We start from the raw sequence: 23,058 nt of genomic DNA on the forward strand, positions 1-23,058 counted from the left end.
GTGCTCCCCCGGTAAAACCAATTATCCGGCAGTACATTTATCATTAATGCTTGAGCAAAAAAATAAGATCGTAGTAGTAGGTGGCGGAAGCTGGGCTACAGCCAATATAAAAATGCTTACCGATAACACCATTGAGAAAGAACTTTTTTGGTGGATGCGGAATGAGCAGGCCGTTGAGCACATTAAAACCTTTAGACATAATCCTAATTATTTAAGTTCGGTAGAAATAAGGGTTTCGGCGGGCAATATATCTTCAGACCTTAAGATACTTCTTAAAAAAGCAAATTTTGTACTTTTAAACGTACCCGCCGCTTTTTTAAAGGAGGCATTGCAAACCATAACCGCCGAAGATCTGAAGGGAAAAAAAATAGTATCAGCCATAAAGGGTATAGTACCTGATGAGAATTTAATAATAGGCGAATTTTTAAATCAGCATTATAATATACCTTTTACTGATTTTATGGTAATTAGCGGGCCCTGCCACGCTGAGGAGGTTGCACTGGAGAAATTATCCTACCTTACTATAGCATCGCAGGATATGACATTGGCAGCCGAATTTGCAGGTATGATAAATACACGCTACATAAAAACCATTATCTCCGATGATATTTACGGTACGGAGTATGGGGCGGTACTGAAAAACGTATACGCCATTGCCAGCGGTATTTGCCACGGTGTAGGTTATGGCGATAACTTCCAGTCGGTATTGATATCTAACGCCATACGCGAACTGGAACGTTTTGTGGCTGCTGTGCATCCCATTGACCGTGATATAAAAGAATCCGCCTATCTGGGCGATCTGCTGGTAACTGCATACTCCCAATTCAGCCGTAACCGCACTTTTGGTAATATGGTAGGTAAGGGGTATACGGTAAAGTCGGCGCAGTTGGAAATGAATATGATAGCCGAAGGGTATTTTGCAGTAAATTGTCTACACCAGGTGAACAAACAGTATGGGGTGTATATGCCCATATGCGAAGCTGTTTATGCGATTTTATATAAAAAAGCAACACCAGTTATTGAAATGCGTAAACTGGCAGAGAAATTGAGTTGACAATATAATTGTTAACAAATTAAAATCTGCCCCCATGAAACGTTTATTTAAAACCGCAATGTTTGCCGCTGGATTGTTTGCTGCGTCGCATGGCTACGCTCAAACCCATAAAGACTCTACCATTACTCATAAAATAGGGAAAACCGCCAAAAAGGTAGGGCATAAAACATCTGAAGTAGCTGCTAAAGGCGCGGCTTCAATAGTTGATAAAAAGTACGATGGTAAAGCCGGCCCTAACGGCGAAACTATCTACATTGATAAAAATTCCGCTTATTATTATATCAATAAAAAGGGACACCGGGTTTATTTGAAAAAATCAGAGCTGATAGATAAACCCTAAAAAATAAATAAGTAAATTACAGCGTCTGCTTCGGTGAAGCAGACGTTTTTAATGCTACCCCTATATGAAAATATTTATACATACTATTACATTTGTTGTTCTTATCACCGCCATGTTAGCAACCGCTTGCAGTAAAGGAGGGGCATCCAATAAAATGCTTCAAGGTACATGGCGCTCATCAGATGGTGAAACCACCTTAAAAATAACTGCTAAGCAGTTTGCGCTTGAAAGTGATTCGCCCGTTCCCGAAGATTATTTTATAAAAGGCGACACTATTTTCACCTCATTTGAAGGTAACCAGCCCTATACTAAGTTTGTTATAGAGAAGCTGGATGATCATCACCTGAATTTACTTTTCCCTGATTCGGTATCCATCGCTTTTGAAAAATAATATCAGTATACTATTGTTAAGCTTCCCGATAAACTTGGTTTATTCCCCTCAAAAGAGATAACATAATAATATATCCCTGCAGGTAATTTTTTGCCATTATAAGTGCCATTAAACGGATTAGCATACCCCCGGGTTTGAAAAATTTGTGTGCCATAACGGTTAAAAATCGTCACAGTAGCTGATAGATCATGTTCCAGACCGGTAATAATCCAGGTGTCATTTATGCCATCCCCGTTAGGTGTAATAGTATTAGAATATAGAGTGACCGAAGCATATCCTATTCTTAATTCTTGTGTAGCTGATGCTGCCTTATAATATTCGTTACCTGATTGTCGGGCGGTGATAGTTACAACACCGGGACGAAGTAGATGGACAATACCATTGGTTATACTGGCTATACTTGGGTCACTGGTGGTAAAATTAATTGGTAATCCTGAACTTGCTGAGGCCGTTAATTCAAAATCATTATCATCTATGTTTTTTTCTTCGAGTGGTGTAAATACAATGCTCTGGCTTATTTTACCTATCGTCAGAGTACCGCTTAGGTAAGTAATTGTATAATTGGCGGTACTTGCATCGCCCGTAAAAGTAATGGGATATTTCCCCGGAACGCTATTCTCATCGGCTGTAGTACTCAGCGCAAAACTTACTATTATTACTTGCTCGTTATCACCATTTACCAATCCGCTATAGGTAGTGGTAAACGTAGGATTGGCTTGCTTATATTCGCGTGTTTTATCATCAGCTTTTATTTGTAAAAGAGCCCTTGTTACCACCAAAGTTTGACTAACAGGAGTGGCCGGGTCATAATCTGTTCCACCTGCCTGTGTTGCGGTAATAGTAGTTGTGCCCGCGCCGGTAATATGAATATGGCCATTAACAATGGTAGCTATATTTGTATTACTGCTTGTATAGATAATGGGGTTTGCGGGATTATTACTTACCGCCCCGGCATTAAAATCACCTGAACCATACACCACTGACTGTAAGGGTGGGAAATTTATCGATTGCTTGTTTGAGGCATTGTTTCTGTAAATCGATATAGTGTTGCTTTCGTTGTTGGCAATTAACAAATCCGGAATGCCATCGCCATCTATATCAGCAATCTTTACATTTTGAGGGTTTATCTCTGAGGCTAAAATAATTCTTGAATCAAACTGCGCTCTGCCTGGTGATGAAATATTATGAAAAACAGAGACCGTATTATCACCATAATCCGTTGTTACAGCGTCTATACGTCCATCTCCATCTAAATCACCAATTGTAGAAGCTTGTGGTATGTTTCCGGTATTAAAATTTTTATTAGCGCTAAATGACGTGGAGGTAATAACTCCACGTGTAGTGTTGTTTAATAGTACTGATAAATAAAAATTACCTACTGTTCCGGGGCCAAATGAATCACCCAGATTTGATATAACCAGATCATTTTTTCCGTCACCATCTATATCTGCGGTATTAACGACCAAAGGGGTTGGCGCAGTAGGATAACTCACTTTTTTTTCGAATGATGATGCGGTTATACTCCCCTGAGTAGTAATGTTATTAAAAACAGAAACCGTATTGTTTAAAAAATCTGTAAGAACAAGGTCGCTTTTACCATTGTTATTCAAATCGGTGATACATACGCTAAAATATCCGTTGCCGTTAGATATATCGAGCGGCGATGTAAATGATGAGGTAGTGATGGTGCCTGATGTACCTGTGTTTTTTAATAAAGAGAGGTTTACATTGCCCGTAGCATAGGTTACAGCGATATCAGGTTTGCCATCGTTGTCAATATCGCCTGTTTTAACAACATAGGGGTATGAGGTAGTTGCTATATCAACTTTTTGTTTAAACGATCCGGCATTTAATACATTAGCTATAGCTATATTTTTGAATACAGAGATGTTGTTATCGGTATTATTAGCCACCAAAATGTCAGGCTTTCCATCGCCATCCACATCATTAATCTCAATATAATTAGGAAAAGAGTTGGTAGCGAGATTGAAACTCGGCGCAAACGAAGACCTATCTATTGCTCCGCTTGTTGCGGTGTTACGATATATGGATATAGAGCCGGATGTTCTGTTGGCAACTACCATATCGGGTTTACCATCGCCGTCCAAATCGCTTATACCTATTGATGCGGGACCCTCGCCAGTAGGGAAATTTACACGGGCGTTAAAATATAACGCTGATATAGCGCCTTTTGAAGCAAACGTTACGTTGAACGGATAGCTGGAATACCCTGTTAAATGATTGTCGGTATTTAGTATTGATATAGGCTGGAAGGTGGCTCCTATTGGTACCTGAACAACTAGTGAATTACTGCTTGCAGATATTATTTTGGAACGTGTTGCACCAAAAAAAACAATGTTATTATTTATATCTGTATTAAAGTTGGTGCCGGTAATAGTAACTATTGTTCCCACCCTGCCATTTGCCGGTGTAAATGAACTTATAACCGGAGCCTGGGCAAATATTGTAGATACTGAAAAAAAGATATTCGCAGTAATTATTAATATATAAAATATTAGTTTGTTCAAGTTATTATATATTAGTTTTCAATTTAGGTAAAATACTTATCATTTAAACTAAAGTTTAATAAAACAAAAACCTCCCAGATGCAGCGCAAATGAGAGGCTTTGTAAACAAAACTAAACTAAAACTAATTATTGCTTCGTAAGTGAAGCTCCTATGAAAACTAACTAACTAATATTAAAATCTTCTGCGGCGTTCTGGCCTTTCTTCGCGACGCTTTCCCGAAAAATCACGAAAACCGCCACCAGAATTACTTTTTTCCCGGTTATAACCACCTTCGCGCCTGTTGCCGCTTCTTTCGCGATTGTAACCACCGCCTTCACGTTTGTTGTAGCCGCCACCACCGCCACTGCGGCGTGTGCTGCTGGTACCTTCGCCGGATATTTCTATCCTTACGTTACGGCCTTTAAAATCAACTTCCTTAAAGCCGTTCATTACCTGCTCAACATCTGCATTTTGCACTTCAAAAAACGAGTAAACGCCTTTTACATCAATTTTACCAACTGTACGGCCGCTAATTTTGGTGTTGTTACAAATGTAACCCAGCAGATCGCCGCGGTTAAATTCGTCAACTGACCCTAAGTTGATGAACAGACGGGTGTACTCCGATTTCATCCCGTCGCGGCCAAAGCGTTCTCCGCCATCTCTGCGATTTTCATCTACAGATGCGTTAAGATCAGGTGCGTTTTTATAATATTCTAAAAAGCTGTTGAACTCTAATGAGGCAAAGCGTTTAATGATCTCCTCTTTGCTCAACTCTTTAAATTCATCTATAATACGTGGCAGGTATTGCTCGATTTGCTGCTCGTTCACCTGTACATTATGTACCTTGTGTACCAGCGCAAACAGTTGTTTTTCACAAACGTCAAAACCTGTAGGTATTTCAGCTTTTACAAACTTTTTACCAATTACACGTTCTATCTGGCGTATTTTACCTAATTCCTTACTGTTGATGATAGCGATAGATACCCCTGTTTTACCTGCACGTGCGGTACGGCCGCTACGGTGAGTGTAGTTCTCTATCTCGTCCGGTAATGAGTAATTAATAACGTGAGTTACATCATTAACATCAATACCACGTGCGGCAACATCAGTAGCAATTAATAATTGCAGGCTGCGGTCGCGGTAGCGTTTCATTACCTTATCGCGTTGTTGTTGCGAAAGGTCGCCGTGTAGCGAGTCGGCATTATAGCCGTCTTTAATAAGCGCTTCAGCTATATCCTGGGTTTCTATTTTAGTACGGCAAAATACGATACCAAAAATCTCAGGGTTAAAATCCACTATACGTTTAAACGCGGCATATTTATCACGGGCACGTACAACATAATACTCATGGTCTATGTTCTCGTTACCGGTATTTTTTTCGCCCATGGTAAGTTCATGGGGATCGGTCATATATTTTTTCGCGATCCTTCTTACCTCTGATGGCATGGTTGCTGAAAACAACCAGGTTTTTTTGTTTTCGGGAGTAGTAGATAATATGCTGTCAATATCTTCCTGAAAGCCCATGTTGAGCATTTCATCAGCTTCATCTAATACTACATATTTCACCTGCGAAAAATCTATCGCTTTGCGGTTAATAATATCCAACATACGGCCAGGCGTAGCAACTACAATCTGTACGCCTCGTTTTATCTGGCGTAACTGATCGGAAATACTTGCACCACCATAAACAGCTACAACGTGTACACTGTTCATGTTTTTGGCGTAATTTTTAATGTCGTTCGTGATTTGTAAACAAAGTTCACGAGTGGGGCATAAAACAAGCGCCTGAGGATAATTTTCTTCGAAATTGATCAGTTCTAATAACGGCAGTCCAAAAGCAGCTGTTTTACCGGTCCCGGTTTGGGCTAATCCGACAAAATCGTTGCTGCCTGTTAACAATACCGGGATTGACTGCTCCTGGATTGGGGTAGGATTTTCAAATCCTAACTCAGTAATGGCATTAACAATATCATGACGGATTCCCAGTTCAATAAATGGGTTCATGATTTAAAATAACATATTTGGCTACATCGCCAAATCGGCTGCAAAGGTACGGTTAATATTTTAAAAATCAAACAGTGTGATTTCTTTTAAAATGATAAGACCTAAAATTATCAAAATCAATAGGTTAAGTTGAAAAATGTATATATTTAAAATATTAAAATCCTAAATATGAAAATCATAAAAAACTCATTATTAATACCGTTGTTCTGTTTAATATCCGGATTCTGTTATTCCCAAAAATCACCTTTTGATACCACCTTATATGGGCGTAACGCTGCCGTTGGTAAATATGCAGATATACGCGGCTTTAAAATGTATTACGAAGTATATGGTAAGGGTGAGCCTATGCTCATTATTCACGGTAATGGCGGATCTATTAATAATTTTTTGTACCAAATACCTTATTTTGCTAAAAATTATCAGGTAATACTTGCCGATAGCCGTGCACAAGGTAAATCAGTTGATGGTCAGGATAGTATTAGCTACGAGATGATGAGCGATGATCTCAATGCCTTATTAGATCATCTGAATCTGAAAAATGTGAATGTGATAGGCTGGAGCGACGGCGGTATAGAAGGGTTGCTATTAGCCATTAACCATCCGGATAAGGTGAAAAAACTTGCTGTTACTGGCGCTAACCTCTGGCCGGATAGTACCGCCGTTGATCCGTTTATATACACCATGGTGATGAAGCAGAATATGATAGCTGCAGATACCATGAAAAAGATAAAGAACCCGACTGCCGGGATGCGTAATCAGGTAAAGCTATTGCACCTGTTATCCTTCGAGCCGCATATTAAACTGGAAAGCCTGCATAAAATAAGCTGCCCAACATTGGTTATAGGCGGCGATCATGATGTAATACGAGTAGAACATACTGTGCAGATAGCGCAGGCTATCCCGAAATCATATCTGTGGATAATTCCCAACTCCGGACATTCCACACCTATTTACAAAAAAGATCAGTTTAACGAGATAGTAGGCGACTTTTTTACCCAGCCATACCGGAAAATAGATAAGTACGCCAGGTTTAATTAGCGAAGCCTGTCAGCAGATTTTATCAGCTTTTCATCCCGTTGTATAGCTTTTACCGCGAATATAATAAGGATGATACTCAGCGAGGTCAGAAAAAGGCCAATGCCCATGTTGCGGTATTCCAGAGTAATTTCACCTGCTACTTTTTTAACAGTTTGTGCCATCCAAAAGCTATAACCAATTAATACCAGTATGGTGCTATAACATAAGGCTATTTGTTGCTTGCGATTCTTGTAAAAAAAAATGATAGCCAATGGCAATAATGCCATTATGCCGGTTACTACCGCCAATGCTATAAATGTTTCTGTATGGGTTTCCTGCCCGTTCACGTTTTGATAAATGCCGGTAACCATTATGTTCACCGGTTGGCTGTTTACATAAATACCGTTCACCAATGGGAAAACATACAGACCGAAAAGCACCAGAGAGGCAAATAGCAGGTATATACTTTGTATGCGCTGAATCATTATTATGTTGTGTTATGAGTTATTGCAAAGATAGAATGGTAATTGGTAAAACTAAAATCGTAAATGATGTTAACTTTGCGACGTGGCAACTCAAAGGTATTTTATTGAATTAGCTTATGATGGTACACAGTATCATGGCTGGCAGGTACAACAAAATGCAGTAAGCGTGCAGGAGTTACTCAATAAAGCATTATCTACCTTACTAAGGCAACCGATAGAAACCACGGGTTGCGGTCGTACCGATACAGGGGTACATGCTAAAGAATATTTTGCCCACTTTGATGCAGAGGGTTTGGATGCCTGCGCTCCGGGAATAGATAAGAAGGGATTAAATGCTCTGCTTCCGCATGATATCGCAATAAAAAATATTATCCCGGTGAATGCTGATGCGCATGCCAGGTTTGATGCCGCCTTACGTTCTTACGAATACCATATCCATTTTCAGAAGGATCCGTTTTTAAACGGATTTTCCTTACTGCTGCGTGATACACCTGATATAGAGTTGATGAACGAGGCAGCAGCTATTATCATGGAATATTCAGATTTTAGCTGTTTTAGTAAATCAAACACTCAGGTTAAAACCAATAATTGTAAAATTGTAAAAGCGGAATGGGTAAACACTGCATACGGGATGGTATTCTATATATCGGCAGACCGGTTTTTGCGGAATATGGTAAGAGCTATTGTGGGTACTTTGTTATTAGTGGGCCGCGAGGAAATTATGGTGCACGATGTGCGGGAGATAATAAACAGCAGAAACCGCAGTAAAGCGGGCATGAGTGTGGCAGCATGCGGTTTATATTTAACCGAGGTAAAGTATCCGTATTCGCTTATACCTTTGGCGTAACAGAATTGATTGCAGTAAATGAGCAAAGAAAATAAAAATAATACTTCAAAAACTCCAGCTTCAGGAACAACAGTTACCGGCAAGGCACTTGACTGGAAGCTATTGCTCAGGGTGATGCACTATGTAAGGCCATACCGTACTATTTTTATTATTGCGGCTTTCCTGACAGTTTTTTTAGCTGCAATTGCTATTGTTCAGCCTATTTTAATACAAATAACGCTGGATAAATATATTTTAACCAACAATTACAGCGGTTTGGTTTTTATGGTAGAGCTGATGATAGGACAGCTTATCATACAAACCTGTGCGCAGTATTACCAAACCTACATGACCAACTCCCTGGGGCAATCGGTTATACGTGACCTGCGGATTGATATATTTAACCATATTACCAGTTTGCGCCTTCGGTATTTCGATCGTACTCCTATAGGGATGCTGATAACCCGTACGGTATCAGATCTGGAAACTATAGCGGATATATTCTCAGAAGGTCTTATATCCATTATAGGCGATATGTTGCTGGTTTTTGTGGTTATAGGCTATATGCTTTTTCAGGATTGGAAACTTGCCCTGATAACGCTTATACCTATGCCGCTTTTATTGGCATCAACTTATGTATTTAAAGAGGCGATAAAATCTTCCTTCCAGGAAGTGCGTACACAGGTGGCCCAGTTAAATACATTTTTGCAGGAGCATATATCCGGTATGAGCATCATCCAGAACTTTGCCCGCGAAGATCAGGAAATGCGAAAGTTTGTTGCCGTAAATAAAAAATATAGAGATGCCAATATCCGGTCCAACTGGTACTACTCTATATTTTTCCCTGTGGTAGAGATATTGTTCGCTGTTTGTATAAGCTTACTGGTGTGGTACGGTTGCCGCCGTATTCTTAGTGATCAGCAATTGCACAGCCTGTCTGCGTCGGCAACTGGGGTTACTCCCGGACTTATTACAAGCTTTATTGTGTTGCTGAATATGCTTTTCAGACCTATACGCCAGCTTGCCGATAAGTTTAATACCCTGCAAATGGGAATGGTTGGTGCCGACAGGATATTTAAAGTGTTGGATACCGACGATGTAGCGGTTGATACCGGGAAACTTGCACCGCCTGAAATAAACGGCGACATTGTATTCAATAAAGTGTGGTTTGCCTACAACGAGGAAAACTGGGTGCTGAAAGATATTAATTTTCATATTAAACCCGGCGAAACCCTGGCACTGGTAGGCGCAACCGGGGCGGGTAAATCATCTACCATAAATATACTTAACCGCTTTTATGATATTGGTAAAGGGAGTGTAACAGTTGATGGTATTGATATACGTGATTATAAGGTTGATTATCTGCGTTCAAAAATTGCTACCGTTATTCAGGATGTATTTTTGTTTACTGATACCATCGCTAATAACATTACCCTTAATAATCCCGGCATAACTCGTGAGCAAATCATAAAAGCAGCTAAAGATGTTGGCGCCCATGAGTTTATTGAACGTTTACCCGGCGGGTATGATTATAACGTAATGGAACGTGGCGCTACACTATCGGCAGGGCAGGCGCAGCTCATTTCGTTTATACGTGCGTTGGTTTATAACCCGACCATACTTGTTTTGGATGAGGCCACCTCGTCGGTTGATACAGAAACCGAAATGCTGATACAAACGGCTATTAATAAACTGATGGAAGGCAGAACCGCTATAGTAATTGCCCACAGGTTATCAACCATACAAAGCGCTGATAAAATAATTGTACTTGACCACGGCGAGATAAAAGAAATAGGCACCCACCAGGAATTGCTGCGGATAGATGACGGGTTTTACCGCAAACTATACGATCTGCAATTTAATTCGGCAGGTATAGCGAAAGCATAACCGGACTACTTAGATTCAAGCCGACGCTTATCTTCAGATTGTTTAGGCTGATCTTTGGAAGGGGCATGTTTTACCGGTTGTACGGGCTGTTCTTCTTTTTCGTGCTTTTTGGCTATGTCGCCCGTATGTGGTTCGTCAGCTTTATAAATCTTATCTTCTTTTTTTACTACGCTTTTATGTCCTTCATCATTTGGCCTGTCGGTTGGTGTATCCGCAGGTGACGGTTTGTTGTGTGAGTTTGCAGGCTTTGTCATATTGTAATAAACAGCAACCTTATGTATTTGTTTATATAGCAACCGCACAACGTTTTTTTTTGCTGTAAGGTTAAATAATACGGATGCTAAGCCGTTAATAATTGTTAATTATCAGGTATAAACTTTTACCTTTAGAGCAGGTTTGTTAATTTCGCAAACTAACTGGGTAAGTGCCGGTCAAGTATCGGCTTATTAATCGTAACACATATATACATTATACCAACCGGAATGGAAGAATTTGAAGCGAGTGCGTCGGCAAAAAAAACAAAAGCGATATATATATCAACCGTATTTGGTATAGCTATGGTTTTATTGATGATAGGGTTGTTGGGGTTGATACTGGTACATGCCAATAATCTTTCGCGCTATGTTAAGGAGAATATTGTGCTTAATATTTTTATGGATGAATCTGCCCATGAGACGGATGTGCTGCAATTGCAAAAGCAACTGGATGCCAATGTGATGGTAAAGCAAACCCAGTATGTAAGTAAGGAACTTGCAGCCCGTAACCTGCAAAAAGACCTGGGTGAAGATTTTGTGAAATTCCTGGGATATAACCCGCTGTCGCAATCGTTGGATGTATACCTTAAAGCTGATTACGCCAATAACGCCGGTATAGATAAATTTAAGGCACAACTGTTAAAGAACCCGCTTGTTAAAGAGGTGAAGTATCAACAATCTTTGGTTGACCAAATGAACCAGAATCTTACCTCTATAAGCTTAGTGATATTAGCCTTTGCAGGTATATTTATTGTGCTTTCGGTAGCGCTTATCAATAACACTATAAGGCTGGCTATTTATTCGCAGCGTTTTCTTATTAAATCAATGCAGTTGGTGGGAGCCACTAAAAACTTTATACGCAAGCCATTTTTATTATATGGCATGTGGCACGGCTTGTTAGGCGGCTTAATTGCAGTTGTTATACTTATAGGTACTTTATATTTAGCCAACCAGCAAATACCTGATCTGGTGATACTGCAAAGCTATACGGAATTTGGTATTGTATTTTTAGCGGTAATTGGCATCGGGATATTTATATCTGCTTTTAGTACCTATTTAGCAGTAAACAAGTTTTTACGTTTAAAAATATACGACCTTTACAGGTAACATTTATCCTAATCACAGTTTTAAATAATATTATTGATTAATGGCACTGCAACAAACAAAAAGCCGCGCTACAAAGCCGCAACCAACCGATGCCGCACCCGTGCAGTTTGTATTCGGTAAAGAGAATTATCGTTTATTTATTATAAGTATTGTTATAGTAGCCTTCGGTTTTGTACTGATGAGCGGCACTACCGATATTTACAGCACCACAAAAATTGTAATAGCTCCTATTGTAGTGCTTGCAGGTTTTGCTTTCGGATTTTACGCTATTCTAAAGAAGCCTACAACTAAAGCATGAACATTTGGCAGGTAGTGATCCTGTCTATAATTGAGGGGATCACAGAGTTTTTGCCGGTATCTTCAACCGGTCACATGATCATCGCATCATCCGTAATGGGTATTGCAAGCAACGATTTTGTTAAGCTGTTTACCATTGCTATACAGTTGGGAGCCATCCTATCGGTAGTGGTGTTGTACTATAAACGCTTTTTGCAATCGCTTGATTTTTATGCCAAGTTATTGGTAGCTTTTATTCCCGCTGCTGTATTCGGCTTATTGTTCAGTAAAAAGATAGATGAATTATTGGAGAGCGCCTTAACCGTAGGTATCACCCTTTTCCTGGGTGGTATCATCCTGTTATTTGTTGATAAATGGTTTAACGACCCCGTTGTTAAGGAAGAGAAAAAGGTAGATTACCTTACCGCCCTTAAGATCGGGTTTTTCCAGTGCCTGGCTATGGTGCCGGGCGTATCGCGCTCTGCCGCTACCATAGTAGGTGGTATGTCGCAAAAGCTGAGCCGTAAGGCAGCTGCCGAATTTTCCTTTTTTTTAGCCGTACCTACCATGTTTGCAGCTACCGCCAAAAAACTGCTCGATTTTTACAAAGAAGGGCAAGTTTTTACAGGCGAAGAAGTTAAACTCCTGCTTATAGGTAATGCTATTGCTTTTATAGTGGCTATGCTGGCTATAAAAACTTTTATAACCTTTTTAGAGCGCAGAGGCTTTAAGCTGTTTGGGTGGTACCGTATAGTAATAGGCGGGGTAATAATTATCCTTTACCTTTCGGGCCATAATTTACAAGTGATATAAAACGTATTGAACAATTAGAAGGGTTGTAATATGCGAAAGCTTGTTTTGGTAATTATATCCTTTCTATTTGTACTACCCGGTTATACGCAGCAATATAAGTTTGATGATTTTGTTGAAACTAATCCACCAAAATATCTTAGTAAGGAGTGGTCTGAGCTTAATTTTTCAAAAAGCTTTAAAGTAAGTATTGTCGAAGGCGTTCTTAAGATAAATGATGACGATAAACTGCATGGACGGGTTCTCTTAAATATTGAAGGAGGTGAATTGATTGGTTTAAATCATGGAGAGTGGGGGGGAGCTTTACTTTATAAAGGAAAAGCCGGCACGATTGATACTATAAAGAAAGGAAATATTGTTGGAATTCTTAATTTTCAAAATCAAATATACTTTATTGAAGGACTTGCTCATGGTTCTTTCAATTCCGGAGCCCTATATAAACTAATAAAGAAGCGGAATAAGTTTATATACGATAAAGTATTAAACCTTGAAGATGCACCTCAGGTATCTTTAGTTTTGAAGGATAAACTTTTGATAGCAAGCTTTAGTAACTTTTACGTTTTTAAAAATGGGAAAATTGAAACTGTTTTTAAAAAGATGTTCTGGGATTCTCTATACCCTAATTCCATTGCTGTGCTAAATAACGAAACATACATCGGAATACGCGGCGGGTTTGTGAAACTAAATATTCCCGATAAAACAATTAAATTCTACAGGTATAATCATATCACACAAAAATAATTGGTTTTAAAACTTATTTTTGTCACTTAATTCATGTTTAAATTAATTCAGGATTTTGCCGATGGCCAGCTATTGCTGGTAAATAAGCCCTACAAGTGGACGAGCTTTGATGTAGTAGGCAAAATACGTAACGCCTTTAAGCCGCTAAAGTTGAAGGTTGGGCATGCGGGTACGCTTGATCCGCTGGCTACCGGCCTGCTTATTATCTGCACCGGGAAAATGACCAAGCAGATTGATACCTTTCAGGCGGAAGAAAAGGAATACACCGGTACCCTTACGCTGGGTGCAACCACCCCCACTTATGATCTGGAAAGTGAACCCGAGGTGAAATTCGAGACCGTTACCTTAACCGACGACGAGATAAAAGCTGCCTGCGAACCCTTTATCGGCGATATACAGCAATACCCTCCGGCACACTCCGCTATAAAGATTGACGGGGAACGTTTATATGAAAAAGCACGCCGTGGCGAAGAGGTGGAACGCCGCCCCAGGTTGGTAACCATCACCGAGTTTGAAATAACCCGGATTGAGCTGCCTGAAGTGGATTTTAGGGTGGTTTGCAGTAAAGGGACCTATATACGCTCGCTGGCGCATGATTTTGGCGAAACATTGGGTTGTGGGGCCTACCTGTCGCGCTTAAGGCGTACACGCAGCGGTAACTACTGCATAGCTGATGCTCATGAAGTAATGGAACTGGTTACCCAAATACGCGAATTAAAGGCGATAGATCCCCAATAACTTCTGTTACGTCATAAATCAACTAAAACCTTTCGGTTTATGCTTTGTACCTTTACTTTTGCGTAATTATGAAGATCTATCATCATATTGATGAATTTACACCTGTAAAAAATGCTGTGGTCACCATTGGTACTTTTGACGGGGTACACATCGGGCATCGTAAAATCATCTCCCGGATAAAAGAAGTTGCCGCTACCGGCGATGGCGAAACAGTTATACTTACTTTTTTCCCGCATCCGCGGATGATACTCAATCCTGAAGACGAAAAAATTAAACTGATAACCACTATTGCCGAAAAAGCGGAACTGCTGGAAAGCATGGGAATAGATCATCTCATCATCACTCCATTCTCCCGCGATTTCTCTAACCAAACTGCCGAAGGCTACATACGCGATGTGCTGGTAAATAAAATTGGTATAAAAACCATTGTGATAGGCTACGACCATCGTTTTGGGAAAGACCGCCTGGGTGGTTTAGAAGACCTGCTGCGTTTAGCTCCCGACTATGGTTTTGACGTAGTGGAGATACCGGAGCAGGATATACACGACGTGGCCATAAGTTCTACCCGTATACGCCGCGCATTGCTGGAAGGCGAAATAAACATAGCTAATGAATGCCTGGGTTACCCGTTCTTTATCACCGGAAGAGTGATACGCGGCGACCAGTTAGGCAGAACCCTGGGTTACCCCACTGCCAACCTTATGGTGGAAGAAAAATATAAGCTGATACCTGCAGATGGCATCTACGCTGTTAAGGTGAAGCTGGACGATAAGGAATATACCGGCATGGCGTACATCGGTCACAGGCCTACGGTAAACGGCATGACACGTAACATTGAGGTTAACATATTCGATTTTAACCGCGAGATATACGGGCAACAGCTACGTATGGAGTTTTTGCACTTTGTACGCGATGATATTAAATTTGCATCGCTGGAAGAACTTACCGTACAATTAGCTAAAGATAAAGAGGATGTGCTGGCCCTGCTGGTTATTAATAACCCGCAATTTAATACCTGATAGCTTAGCGCTTAACCCTGCGTTTTTATTTATCGTATAAATTAATATATTTGATATGCGGAAAGCCGCATTTATGTATGAGTAAACTTAATTTAGATAAACAGGAAAGCGAATTCCTGAATAAAACCATCAGTTACTGGGAGCAGCAAAAGCTTGTTGATGCCACGCAGGCCGAAAAGCTGCGCCACTCCTACGAAATAAAAGGGTTCGACTGGATGCGTTTGGCAAAATACTCCTTTTGGGTAGCCCTCATCTGCGGTGTAGTAGCCGTAGGTTCGCTGATAGTGGACGACGCTGTGATAAACTGGTTAAAAGGACTGTATTATACACCAGATATTGTTATCAGCCTGTTATCGGGCGTTACGGCGGCAGCCTTGTTTTACCTGGGTCGCAGGCGTGGCAAGCTGTATCCCGAAAAAATATTCAGTAACGAGGCGGTTATATTTACAGGTGTGCTTTTTACCGCCTGCTGCATAGCCTATCTGGGCAAAACTTTCGATAACGGTTCAGGCCATTACTCACTTTTGTTTTTAGCATCGGTATTTGTGTATGGCTTTTTAGCCTGGCGCATGGGTTCGCGCATGATATGGCTTTTCGCGCTGGTATCATTAGGCAGCTGGTTCGGTACCGAAACGGGGTATCAAACCAATTGGGCACTGTACTTTTTGGGGATGAACTATCCGCTGCGCTTTGTAGCCTTCGGGCTGGTGCTGGTGAGTGCCTGCTATGTATTACGGGGCCGTAAGTGGTTCAGCTTTTTTTGGGAGCTTACCTACGTGGTGGGCCTGCTGTACCTGTTTATGTCGTTATGGTTATTGAGCATATTTGGCAATTACGGCAGCCTTGATGTTTGGTGGCAGATAAAACAGATCAGCCTGTTTTACTGGGGTATCATATCGGCAGTGGTAGCCGGGAGCTTTTTGCTGTATGGCTTAAAATATAAGGACGTAATAGCGCGCGAGTTTGGTATCACCTTTCTGATCATCTTTCTATATACCAAGTACTTCGAATACTTTTGGGATGGCACAAATAAAACGCTGTTCTTCGCCATACTGGGCCTGTCGTTCTGGCTCATTGGCCGCAAAGCGGAGATCATCTGGAACATTCATTCCAGGGAAGAAAGTGACGGTTTTGAAGTTGAAAGAGGAGCATAGTATCAATTAGATTATCGCTATTCAAATCATTCCATTCTTGTTATTCAGAATTTGAATTCCCCCTGCCCGGGGATATTATCATTCCGAACGATAGTGAGGAATCTTATACGCCCCGCAATCATTCAAACCATCAAAAACTATTGCTTCGTACCGCAATAAGGAATGGTAATAGTTTTGTCCGTCCGCTTCTTGGGCGGACATAACGGACACGCCATTATTTGCAAATAAATTCTGTATTATTCAAGAATTATCTGTATATTTGTATAGGTGTATCATGTTCCTGCGAAAGTTAATCATCTTGTCCGCTTTGTCCGAAAATTCCGCACCCCTCTGCGGACGGACAAACAATCCCTCACATATTCTATAGCATTTGCCCGCTTAACTGCTCTGCATCTGAAAAGTATATATAAATATTGCTATAAGAGGGGTATTTTTAAAAATCCGGCATGGATTTTTTTTGTTTATCAGCAGAAAAATATAGCGGTAGCAAGTATACGTGCAGCTAACAAGTGTTCAAGATTTCTCACTATCGTTCGAAATGACACAACAGCCTGTCATCCTGAACCTACTGTTTATTTACCTTGCAAATGAGGTGCTGAAATAAATTCAGCGTGACCGGGTGATTAATTAAACAGCGTGACCAAGATGGTATTTATACATACCACAACCAGCCTGTCATCCTGAATTTGTTTCAGGAACCCATTATGTTTTACTTTGGCAGGTGGGATGCAATATATCAGCCTAACGTTAGCATATTTAGCCAAAACATCATCCTCTTGTCATTCTGAGCGAAAGCGAAGAATCTTATACGTGCAGATAACAAGCGTTCAAGATTTCGAACGATAGTGAGAAATGACACACCAGCCTGAACCTACTGTTTATTTACCTTGCAAATGAGGTGCTGAAATAAGTTCAGCATGACTGAGTGGTTAATTAATATACCAATATATACCACAACAAGCCTGTCATCCTGAACTTGTTTCAGGAACCCACGATGTATTTACTATGGCAGGTGAGGTGATGCAATATATCAGCATGGCCAACATTAGTACATTTGCACATCTGCATATCCACGCATCTAACCATCCATATTACATCTTGTCCGTCCGCAGAGGAGTGCGGAATTTTCGGACAAAGCGGACAAAGTTGTTTAACGGACAAATCGGGTTTTACTTTGCAGATGAGTTGCCGATATGAATTCAGCATGACCAGGTGAAGCATCTTGTCCGCACCTGTCCGTTATGTCCGCTCCTCTAAACGGACGGACAAACTATTGCTGAATAGATGCTTCACTCCATTCGGTATGGCCCGATGCAATGTTGCCTGACTACTGAAATCAAAGTAGCCGAATGGGCTTTTGGTATATCTATCTCTTCTCTACCTTATCATAAAATCCGCCGAACGAATTCATCTTCACGGCATCTTCTGCAAAAAAATCACCCGGGAAGCCTAATTCAATTTTGCTCACCTCATCTAATTTTTGGATATGGTCTGCAGTTAACACAACGTCAACGGTTTTTAAATTATCTTTTAATTGTTCCACCTTGGTAGCACCCACAATAGGAATGCACGAGAAACCTTTGCTCATGGTCCATTGCAATGCCACATGACTTTCGGATACACCCAGTTCTTCGGCTATCGCCATTACCACGCGGGTTATTTTCTCGGCACGTTCGTTCAGGCGTTTGCTCTCCGGTTTTATACGGCCTTTCTCTCCCTTCAGGTATTTGCCGGTTAAGGCGCCACCTGCCAGCGGAGCCCAGGGGGTAACCGTCATCCCGAAATGTTTGGCCATTGGTATCAATTCGCGTTCGGCAGTTCGGGCAAGCAGGCTATACTCTACCTGCAAGGCAATAAACTGACTCCATCCCATCAGTTCGGCCAGGGTGTTACCTTTGGCTACTATCCATGCAGGTGTGTCACTTATGGCAGCGTAGTTTATTTTACCCTGTCGTATCAGATCATCCATGCCGCGTAAAACCTCATCTATGGGGGTTATATCGTCCCAGATATGCAGGTACAGCACATCAATAAAATCAGTTTTCAAACGTTTAAGGCTATCCTCAACGCTGCGCATCATGTTTTTGCGGTTATTGCCCGATGCATTTACATTGGTGGTGTTATCCTTTAAAGTGTATTTGGTAGCCACTACAAAATGGTCCCGATCCTGGTGTGTCAGGTAATCTCCGATGATCTTTTCGCTGGTACCCAGTTTATATATATTGGCGGTATCCAAAAAATTACCCCCTGCATCGGCATAGGCGTCCATTATCTCAAAGCTGGTGGCTGCATCAGCACCCCAGCCGGCTTCGGTACCAAAACCCATAGTGCCTAAGCATAATTCAGAAACTTTAAGGCCCGAGCGGCCCAGTAATTTGTATTTCATAAAGCTTGTGTGTATAAAGGATATAACGCCGTATTTAATGCCCGGTTTTCATAAACAAAAAATAGCGCTCATTGCTAAGTAAAACAATAATAATTGTTACTTGTAAAGTAAATATAAAATATCGCTTTAATATGAAGATCATCAATACCGACCATCCGGTTTCGCCACGCGAATATGCCAATTATTTGAGGCGCAAACTAAACCCCTTGTATAAATTGCGCAGGCATAACGATATTGACTTTGACATAACCGATACTGCAGATAGTATTGAAATATTAAAACCTGATATGTATGACGGGTTCCTTTTCCGTCTGGAATTTAAGGAAGACGAGATAGATGTTATAAAAACAGAACACTATACCGACGATGTAAATGTATTAACCCTTGAAGATATATTGAATAATCTTTACATGGAATACCCGGGAGAGGATAACATCAGTTCTATTGCCGAGGAATCCTGAAAGATATCTTCAATAATACCAGATTAACCCTCTATCCAGCTGAATTTGTATTCCAGCATAGGGTTCTTCATACGCTCCGCTACACGCAGCAATCTTGAAGGCAGGTTCATCAGGTAATCACGTGCTTTTTCGCCGGTTTCCTCTAAGCCTGTAATACTTTCAATATGCCAGTCTTCCAGCAGCTCTTTTAATATATCTACATAATCAATAGCAGTATATATACCCAGACGTTGTGCAGCATCGGTAAAATGCCCAAAGGTTTGGCCTATTTTAAGGCCTACTTCGCGCAGGAAGTGTGCAGGCATAACTATTTTTTTACGCATCATATCTTCAAATGCAAGCATGGCCTCGTTAGGGTCAACCTCAAATATCTTCTCGATGAAATATTTATAGGCTTTCGCATGTCTGGCTTCATCGCCTGCTATAACGCCGCACATTTTAGAAAGCAGCGTATCTCCGTCTTTTTTTGCTTGTGATGCCACCCTGCGGTGAGAAACGTTGGTAGCCAGTTCCTGAAAAGAAGTGTATATAAAGTTACGGTACGGATCGTGCCCGGTTCCTATATCAAAACCATCGGCAATAAGGTATTGGGTTGATACCTCCATCATACGCATATTAACCCTGCCCGACAGGTAAAGGTATTTATTCAGCAGATCGCCGTGGCGGTTTTCCTCAGCGGTCCAGTGTCTGGTCCATTTCATCCAGCCGCCTTCCTCATCGCGCGATACGCCCTCAACCATAGTAAGCCATGATTCGTAGGTAGGTAAAGCCTCTTCGGTAATGGTATCGCCTATCAATACAGCTATTAGGTCATATGATAAGCCTTCTGCACTCTCGCGCAGTTCCTTTATCTCGCTGAAAAAGGTATCTCTTGAAGAGTCAGGCAAAAAGTCTGATGGCTGCCAAATAGAGTCGATAGGCTTCAAGTACTCATGCATCTTTTCGAGCATGAATTTTTGAATATGCACCATTACCTCTCTGCGTTTTTCTTCAAAAAATTTCATATAAAATTATTAGTTGGCAAAGTTAATCAATTATATTATAAATATTATTTCGATGATTTGTAATCTATGGCGTCTTTCATACAATCAGACAAATTACTGATTGATGGTGGTCCGTCAAAAATAGAGAAGTTAGTATTATAATCCCATAACATTCCGGGTATATGCATTGTTTTTAAATACTTGCGCACTGCCTTAATATACCTGCAACGGCTGTTTTCATCACTATATTTAGTATATACCCCATATTCGCCGCACAGTATCGGAACATTATACTTAACCGACCAACTTTTAACAATTTGCAACTTATCCCTTACCGATTGTTCGTTGCCGTCGGTTTTATACTGGTAATAGTTGGTTTCGCCCCAGGTACCAATGATCTGTGGATTAAGGGGTGGGTATGTTTTCGGATTATAAGGGAAAGGTATCCCCGTAGTGGCAACCTGGTCGCCAACCCAATCAGCACCCTGGTGGGTAAATAAAAAAGGCTCGTAAAAATGAAAGGTATAAATAATATTTTCATCTGCCAGTCTTACCATCCGGCTAAGTTCATATATACTGTTGTAGTTTGATGCACCTACAATTAGTGTACGTGTGGGGTCTATTTTCCTTATGGCAGTAACTATATTATAGGCCGCATCCTTCCATATCTGCTCATTCATACGCTGAGGTTCGTTATATAATTCAAAAAAAACATCATCGGGGCTTTCCCTTATATATTTTTTAGCTATAATTAACCATGAAGCAATTATCTTTGGAGTTTCGGTGAGGTAATTATTATCGTTTAATTTACCATAATGATAATCTATTATCAACTTTAAGCCGTAATTATGGCATTGTTTCAAAACTTCATCAATATGAGCAAATACTTTCTCAATCGGGATGTGAGCGTTCTCAAAATAAGCAAATGCTACCGGCAAACGCACGCTTTTGAATCCGAGTGTCTTTATCAGTGCAAAATCGCTGTTTTTGATGGGGTTTACAGTTAAAACGTTCTTATTCCATGTTTGCTCCAGCCATGATATGCTGATACCGTTATCAAGGCTTTGGGCTCTTTTGAATATTACTGATCTATCTGCCTGGGGCGGTGGATTGCTTTTTGCATTATAAAAGGTTGTGAGTAGGATTAAGCATATAAAAAGAGGATTTTTATACATAATTGAAAAAAGTTTTTTCATACCCTGTTTTTTCGACTATATTAATCAGGTTTAATTAAACTATCTTACTAATAATTTAAGGAAACAAATGTTTGTTCAAATTTCGAAAGAGGAATATAAAAAAGAAGTACTAAAAAAGGCGTGGTATCAAACAAATAATATTATCTGGACTATAATATTTTTATACCCCATTTTCAGTATCGTCGATTTTATTTATGCTAATGATATTTGGCTTCAATTCTTTATTGTAAGGATAATTACCGTTTTGGTAATTTACGGCTTATACAGTTTGTTCCAGGGGAAAAAATACAATTACCGCACATTACTGCATATTTGCTTCCTTATCTTATCAGCCACCTATGCTGTTTTATGTAATATAGTTAATCTGCAGGTTCAAACTATTTACTTTTTAATTTATGCGGCTATACTGCTGTTCTTTAACTTGCAGGTGTTTTGGGAGTCAGTTAATTCCATTATACAAACATTAGCGGCGCTTTTATTACTGGCTGTTTTTTACAATACACTTAACGAGAACACTTTAGATCTTGTTATTAGCAATGGCGGGCAATTCTTTTTCATTATAGCTTTTATTTCCTGCCTTATACCTAACGCGCGCTACAAGGTAATTGCACGTGATGTGCGCTCACAAATACTAATAGAAAAATCAAACGAGCAGCTTAAAGAGCAGAACCGGGATATAAATGAGAAAAATAATATTATTGACCGGCAGTACGAGCAGTTGCGTAAGCTTGACGATCAGAAAAATAGCTTTATAAATATTGCCGGGCACGATCTTAAAAACCTTATCGGCTCCATAGTAATGAGCAACAATATGCTTAAGGAGGAAGACTACCGTTTAAGTTCCGATCAGAAAGAATTTGCTAACTATATTTCGGAATCGGCCGAAAAAATGCAGTACATGCTTAATAAGTTAATGGATGTTAAAGAAATAGAATCTCCGGAGATGAAATTCAATATGGAGATTTTTGATATTAACGCCGAAGTAATGCATGTATTTAAAGGTTTGATAGAAACCGCCCAGATGAAAAATATTCATTTGGTTGATAATATTTTAAAGCTGCCGTTAAATGTAAAACTTGATAGGGTTTTTGCGGGCCAGGTTTTTCAAAACCTGCTCTCAAATGCTATTAAGTTTTCACAAACCAATAATAATATAAAGGTTATCACCAGCTTGCAACGGCAGAAATTTGTTTTTGAGATAATAGATGAAGGAGTTGCTATTGGCCAGCAGGAATTAGATATGATGTTTAACAAATTAAAAACATTAAATGATGCCTCCGCCAGTATAGAAAGCAGACTCGGCCTTGGACTTTCCATAGCCAAGCTGATGACCAAAGAACTTGGCGGTGAATTAATGTACCGCAGCGATGATAACGGCAATTATTTTAGAGTAGAGTTTTACGTGATAAATTAATATTAAC

Annotated in this window: 23 protein-coding genes; 15 read left to right on the plus strand and 8 right to left on the minus strand. The window is 40.2% G+C overall.

Translation table 11 applies throughout. The annotated features are described in order from the left end of the window. Nucleotides 1-46 precede the first annotated feature (46 nt). The 3 genes from I5M19_RS13595 (at nt 47) to I5M19_RS13605 (ending at nt 1,785) form a co-directional block, all read left to right on the plus strand. A complete protein-coding gene (locus tag I5M19_RS13595; RefSeq protein ID WP_200066876.1) occupies nt 47-1,054 on the plus strand; it encodes an NAD(P)H-dependent glycerol-3-phosphate dehydrogenase in 1,008 nt (335 codons plus the stop codon). A gap of 34 nt (nt 1,055-1,088) precedes the next feature. Next, entirely contained in the window at nt 1,089-1,394 is a 306-nt protein-coding gene (locus I5M19_RS13600; RefSeq protein WP_200066877.1) for a hypothetical protein, read from the plus strand. Nucleotides 1,395-1,458: 64 nt separating this feature from the next. Beyond that, a complete protein-coding gene (locus I5M19_RS13605; protein WP_200066878.1) occupies nt 1,459-1,785 on the plus strand; it encodes a hypothetical protein in 327 nt (108 codons plus the stop codon). A gap of 2 nt (nt 1,786-1,787) precedes the next feature. Here I5M19_RS13605 and I5M19_RS13610 read toward each other — a convergent pair whose 3' ends face one another. Further along, nucleotides 1,788-4,313, minus strand: a complete 2,526-nt coding sequence (locus I5M19_RS13610; RefSeq protein WP_200066879.1) for an FG-GAP-like repeat-containing protein — start codon at nt 4,311-4,313, stop codon at nt 1,788-1,790. Nucleotides 4,314-4,485: 172 nt separating this feature from the next. Beyond that, on the minus strand, nt 4,486-6,297 hold the full coding sequence (locus tag I5M19_RS13615) for a DEAD/DEAH box helicase (protein WP_200066880.1): 1,812 nt from the start codon (nt 6,295-6,297) through the stop codon (nt 4,486-4,488). 168 nt (nt 6,298-6,465) lie between these two features. On the opposite strand from I5M19_RS13615, the gene I5M19_RS13620 reads away from it, so the two are divergent. Next, the gene (locus I5M19_RS13620) at nt 6,466-7,335 is read left to right on the plus strand and encodes an alpha/beta fold hydrolase (protein ID WP_200066881.1); all 870 of its coding nucleotides are present in this window, start codon (nt 6,466-6,468) and stop codon (nt 7,333-7,335) included. Here the strand turns inward: I5M19_RS13620 and I5M19_RS13625 are convergent. Next, entirely contained in the window at nt 7,332-7,799 is a 468-nt protein-coding gene (locus I5M19_RS13625) for a DUF4293 domain-containing protein (protein ID WP_200066882.1), read from the minus strand. The genes I5M19_RS13620 and I5M19_RS13625 overlap by 4 nt on opposite strands. Before the next feature lie 82 nt (nt 7,800-7,881). On the opposite strand from I5M19_RS13625, the gene truA reads away from it, so the two are divergent. Next, the gene (truA, locus tag I5M19_RS13630) at nt 7,882-8,646 is read left to right on the plus strand and encodes a tRNA pseudouridine(38-40) synthase TruA (protein WP_200066883.1); all 765 of its coding nucleotides are present in this window, start codon (nt 7,882-7,884) and stop codon (nt 8,644-8,646) included. Between the two features lie 18 nt (nt 8,647-8,664). Then, nucleotides 8,665-10,512 carry an ABC transporter ATP-binding protein gene (locus I5M19_RS13635; protein ID WP_200066884.1) on the plus strand — a complete coding sequence of 616 codons (1,848 nt, stop codon included), beginning with the start codon at nt 8,665-8,667 and terminating at the stop codon, nt 10,510-10,512. A gap of 5 nt (nt 10,513-10,517) precedes the next feature. Here I5M19_RS13635 and I5M19_RS13640 read toward each other — a convergent pair whose 3' ends face one another. Further along, nucleotides 10,518-10,766 carry a hypothetical protein gene (locus I5M19_RS13640; protein WP_200066885.1) on the minus strand — a complete coding sequence of 83 codons (249 nt, stop codon included), beginning with the start codon at nt 10,764-10,766 and terminating at the stop codon, nt 10,518-10,520. A gap of 228 nt (nt 10,767-10,994) precedes the next feature. Here I5M19_RS13640 and I5M19_RS13645 point away from each other — a divergent pair, with 228 nt between their 5' ends. The 7 genes from I5M19_RS13645 to I5M19_RS13675 all read left to right on the plus strand — a co-directional run bounded on the left by I5M19_RS13645 (nt 10,995) and on the right by I5M19_RS13675 (nt 16,611). Beyond that, nucleotides 10,995-11,873 (plus strand): cell division protein FtsX, encoded by an 879-nt coding sequence (locus tag I5M19_RS13645; protein ID WP_200066886.1) that lies wholly within the window; start codon nt 10,995-10,997, stop codon nt 11,871-11,873. 40 nt (nt 11,874-11,913) lie between these two features. After that, entirely contained in the window at nt 11,914-12,171 is a 258-nt protein-coding gene (locus I5M19_RS13650) for a DUF3098 domain-containing protein (RefSeq protein WP_200066887.1), read from the plus strand. Next, complete coding sequence (locus I5M19_RS13655; protein WP_200066888.1) at nt 12,168-12,962, plus strand: undecaprenyl-diphosphate phosphatase; 795 nt, start codon at nt 12,168-12,170, stop codon at nt 12,960-12,962. The genes I5M19_RS13650 and I5M19_RS13655 overlap by 4 nt, the downstream gene beginning before the upstream one ends. Nucleotides 12,963-12,992: 30 nt before the next feature. Next, nucleotides 12,993-13,700 carry a hypothetical protein gene (locus I5M19_RS13660; protein WP_200066889.1) on the plus strand — a complete coding sequence of 236 codons (708 nt, stop codon included), beginning with the start codon at nt 12,993-12,995 and terminating at the stop codon, nt 13,698-13,700. A gap of 33 nt (nt 13,701-13,733) precedes the next feature. Further along, complete coding sequence (truB, locus tag I5M19_RS13665) at nt 13,734-14,438, plus strand: tRNA pseudouridine(55) synthase TruB (protein ID WP_200066890.1); 705 nt, start codon at nt 13,734-13,736, stop codon at nt 14,436-14,438. Between the two features lie 68 nt (nt 14,439-14,506). Further along, complete coding sequence (locus I5M19_RS13670; RefSeq protein WP_200066891.1) at nt 14,507-15,457, plus strand: bifunctional riboflavin kinase/FAD synthetase; 951 nt, start codon at nt 14,507-14,509, stop codon at nt 15,455-15,457. A 77-nt stretch (nt 15,458-15,534) separates the two neighbouring features. Then, nucleotides 15,535-16,611, plus strand: coding sequence for a DUF2157 domain-containing protein (locus I5M19_RS13675; RefSeq protein ID WP_200066892.1), 1,077 nt, complete (start codon nt 15,535-15,537; stop codon nt 16,609-16,611). A gap of 78 nt (nt 16,612-16,689) precedes the next feature. Here the strand turns inward: I5M19_RS13675 and I5M19_RS18740 are convergent, their stop codons facing one another. Both I5M19_RS18740 and I5M19_RS13680 read right to left on the minus strand, forming a co-directional pair. Continuing rightward, the gene (locus I5M19_RS18740; RefSeq protein ID WP_262895509.1) at nt 16,690-16,812 is read right to left on the minus strand and encodes a hypothetical protein; all 123 of its coding nucleotides are present in this window, start codon (nt 16,810-16,812) and stop codon (nt 16,690-16,692) included. Between the two features lie 1,165 nt (nt 16,813-17,977). After that, nucleotides 17,978-18,997, minus strand: a complete 1,020-nt coding sequence (locus I5M19_RS13680) for an aldo/keto reductase (RefSeq protein ID WP_214653061.1) — start codon at nt 18,995-18,997, stop codon at nt 17,978-17,980. Nucleotides 18,998-19,128: 131 nt separating this feature from the next. On the opposite strand from I5M19_RS13680, the gene I5M19_RS13685 reads away from it, so the two are divergent. Then, nucleotides 19,129-19,458 carry a hypothetical protein gene (locus tag I5M19_RS13685; RefSeq protein WP_200066893.1) on the plus strand — a complete coding sequence of 110 codons (330 nt, stop codon included), beginning with the start codon at nt 19,129-19,131 and terminating at the stop codon, nt 19,456-19,458. A gap of 23 nt (nt 19,459-19,481) precedes the next feature. On the opposite strand, the gene I5M19_RS13690 is transcribed toward I5M19_RS13685, so the two are convergent. Then, a complete protein-coding gene (locus I5M19_RS13690; protein WP_200066894.1) occupies nt 19,482-20,462 on the minus strand; it encodes an acyl-ACP desaturase in 981 nt (326 codons plus the stop codon). A 44-nt stretch (nt 20,463-20,506) separates the two neighbouring features. Then, entirely contained in the window at nt 20,507-21,637 is a 1,131-nt protein-coding gene (locus tag I5M19_RS13695) for a glycoside hydrolase family 5 protein (RefSeq protein ID WP_200066895.1), read from the minus strand. Between the two features lie 67 nt (nt 21,638-21,704). Between I5M19_RS13695 and I5M19_RS13700 the strand changes: the two genes are divergently transcribed. Continuing rightward, nucleotides 21,705-23,051 carry a sensor histidine kinase gene (locus I5M19_RS13700; RefSeq protein ID WP_200066896.1) on the plus strand — a complete coding sequence of 449 codons (1,347 nt, stop codon included), beginning with the start codon at nt 21,705-21,707 and terminating at the stop codon, nt 23,049-23,051. Nucleotides 23,052-23,058 lie beyond the last annotated feature (7 nt).

The organism is Mucilaginibacter segetis, from assembly GCF_016522075.1.
In the GTDB taxonomy this organism is placed as follows: Bacteria; Bacteroidota; Bacteroidia; order Sphingobacteriales; family Sphingobacteriaceae; genus Mucilaginibacter; species Mucilaginibacter segetis.

Coding starts and splice junctions, on each gene's coding strand:
- I5M19_RS13595 (WP_200066876.1), top strand. CDS start 47: ATGCTTGAGCAAAAAAATAAGATCGTAGTAGTAGGTGGCGGAAGCTGG.
- I5M19_RS13600 (WP_200066877.1), top strand. CDS start 1,089: ATGAAACGTTTATTTAAAACCGCAATGTTTGCCGCTGGATTGTTTGCT.
- I5M19_RS13605 (WP_200066878.1), top strand. CDS start 1,459: ATGAAAATATTTATACATACTATTACATTTGTTGTTCTTATCACCGCC.
- I5M19_RS13615 (WP_200066880.1), bottom strand. CDS start 6,297: ATGAACCCATTTATTGAACTGGGAATCCGTCATGATATTGTTAATGCC.
- I5M19_RS13620 (WP_200066881.1), top strand. CDS start 6,466: ATGAAAATCATAAAAAACTCATTATTAATACCGTTGTTCTGTTTAATA.
- I5M19_RS13625 (WP_200066882.1), bottom strand. CDS start 7,799: ATGATTCAGCGCATACAAAGTATATACCTGCTATTTGCCTCTCTGGTG.
- I5M19_RS13635 (WP_200066884.1), top strand. CDS start 8,665: ATGAGCAAAGAAAATAAAAATAATACTTCAAAAACTCCAGCTTCAGGA.
- I5M19_RS13640 (WP_200066885.1), bottom strand. CDS start 10,766: ATGACAAAGCCTGCAAACTCACACAACAAACCGTCACCTGCGGATACA.
- I5M19_RS13645 (WP_200066886.1), top strand. CDS start 10,995: ATGGAAGAATTTGAAGCGAGTGCGTCGGCAAAAAAAACAAAAGCGATA.
- I5M19_RS13650 (WP_200066887.1), top strand. CDS start 11,914: ATGGCACTGCAACAAACAAAAAGCCGCGCTACAAAGCCGCAACCAACC.
- I5M19_RS13655 (WP_200066888.1), top strand. CDS start 12,168: ATGAACATTTGGCAGGTAGTGATCCTGTCTATAATTGAGGGGATCACA.
- I5M19_RS13660 (WP_200066889.1), top strand. CDS start 12,993: ATGCGAAAGCTTGTTTTGGTAATTATATCCTTTCTATTTGTACTACCC.
- truB (WP_200066890.1), top strand. CDS start 13,734: ATGTTTAAATTAATTCAGGATTTTGCCGATGGCCAGCTATTGCTGGTA.
- I5M19_RS13670 (WP_200066891.1), top strand. CDS start 14,507: ATGAAGATCTATCATCATATTGATGAATTTACACCTGTAAAAAATGCT.
- I5M19_RS13675 (WP_200066892.1), top strand. CDS start 15,535: ATGAGTAAACTTAATTTAGATAAACAGGAAAGCGAATTCCTGAATAAA.
- I5M19_RS18740 (WP_262895509.1), bottom strand. CDS start 16,812: ATGTCCGCCCAAGAAGCGGACGGACAAAACTATTACCATTCCTTATTG.
- I5M19_RS13680 (WP_214653061.1), bottom strand. CDS start 18,997: ATGAAATACAAATTACTGGGCCGCTCGGGCCTTAAAGTTTCTGAATTA.
- I5M19_RS13685 (WP_200066893.1), top strand. CDS start 19,129: ATGAAGATCATCAATACCGACCATCCGGTTTCGCCACGCGAATATGCC.
- I5M19_RS13690 (WP_200066894.1), bottom strand. CDS start 20,462: ATGAAATTTTTTGAAGAAAAACGCAGAGAGGTAATGGTGCATATTCAA.
- I5M19_RS13695 (WP_200066895.1), bottom strand. CDS start 21,637: ATGAAAAAACTTTTTTCAATTATGTATAAAAATCCTCTTTTTATATGC.
- I5M19_RS13700 (WP_200066896.1), top strand. CDS start 21,705: ATGTTTGTTCAAATTTCGAAAGAGGAATATAAAAAAGAAGTACTAAAA.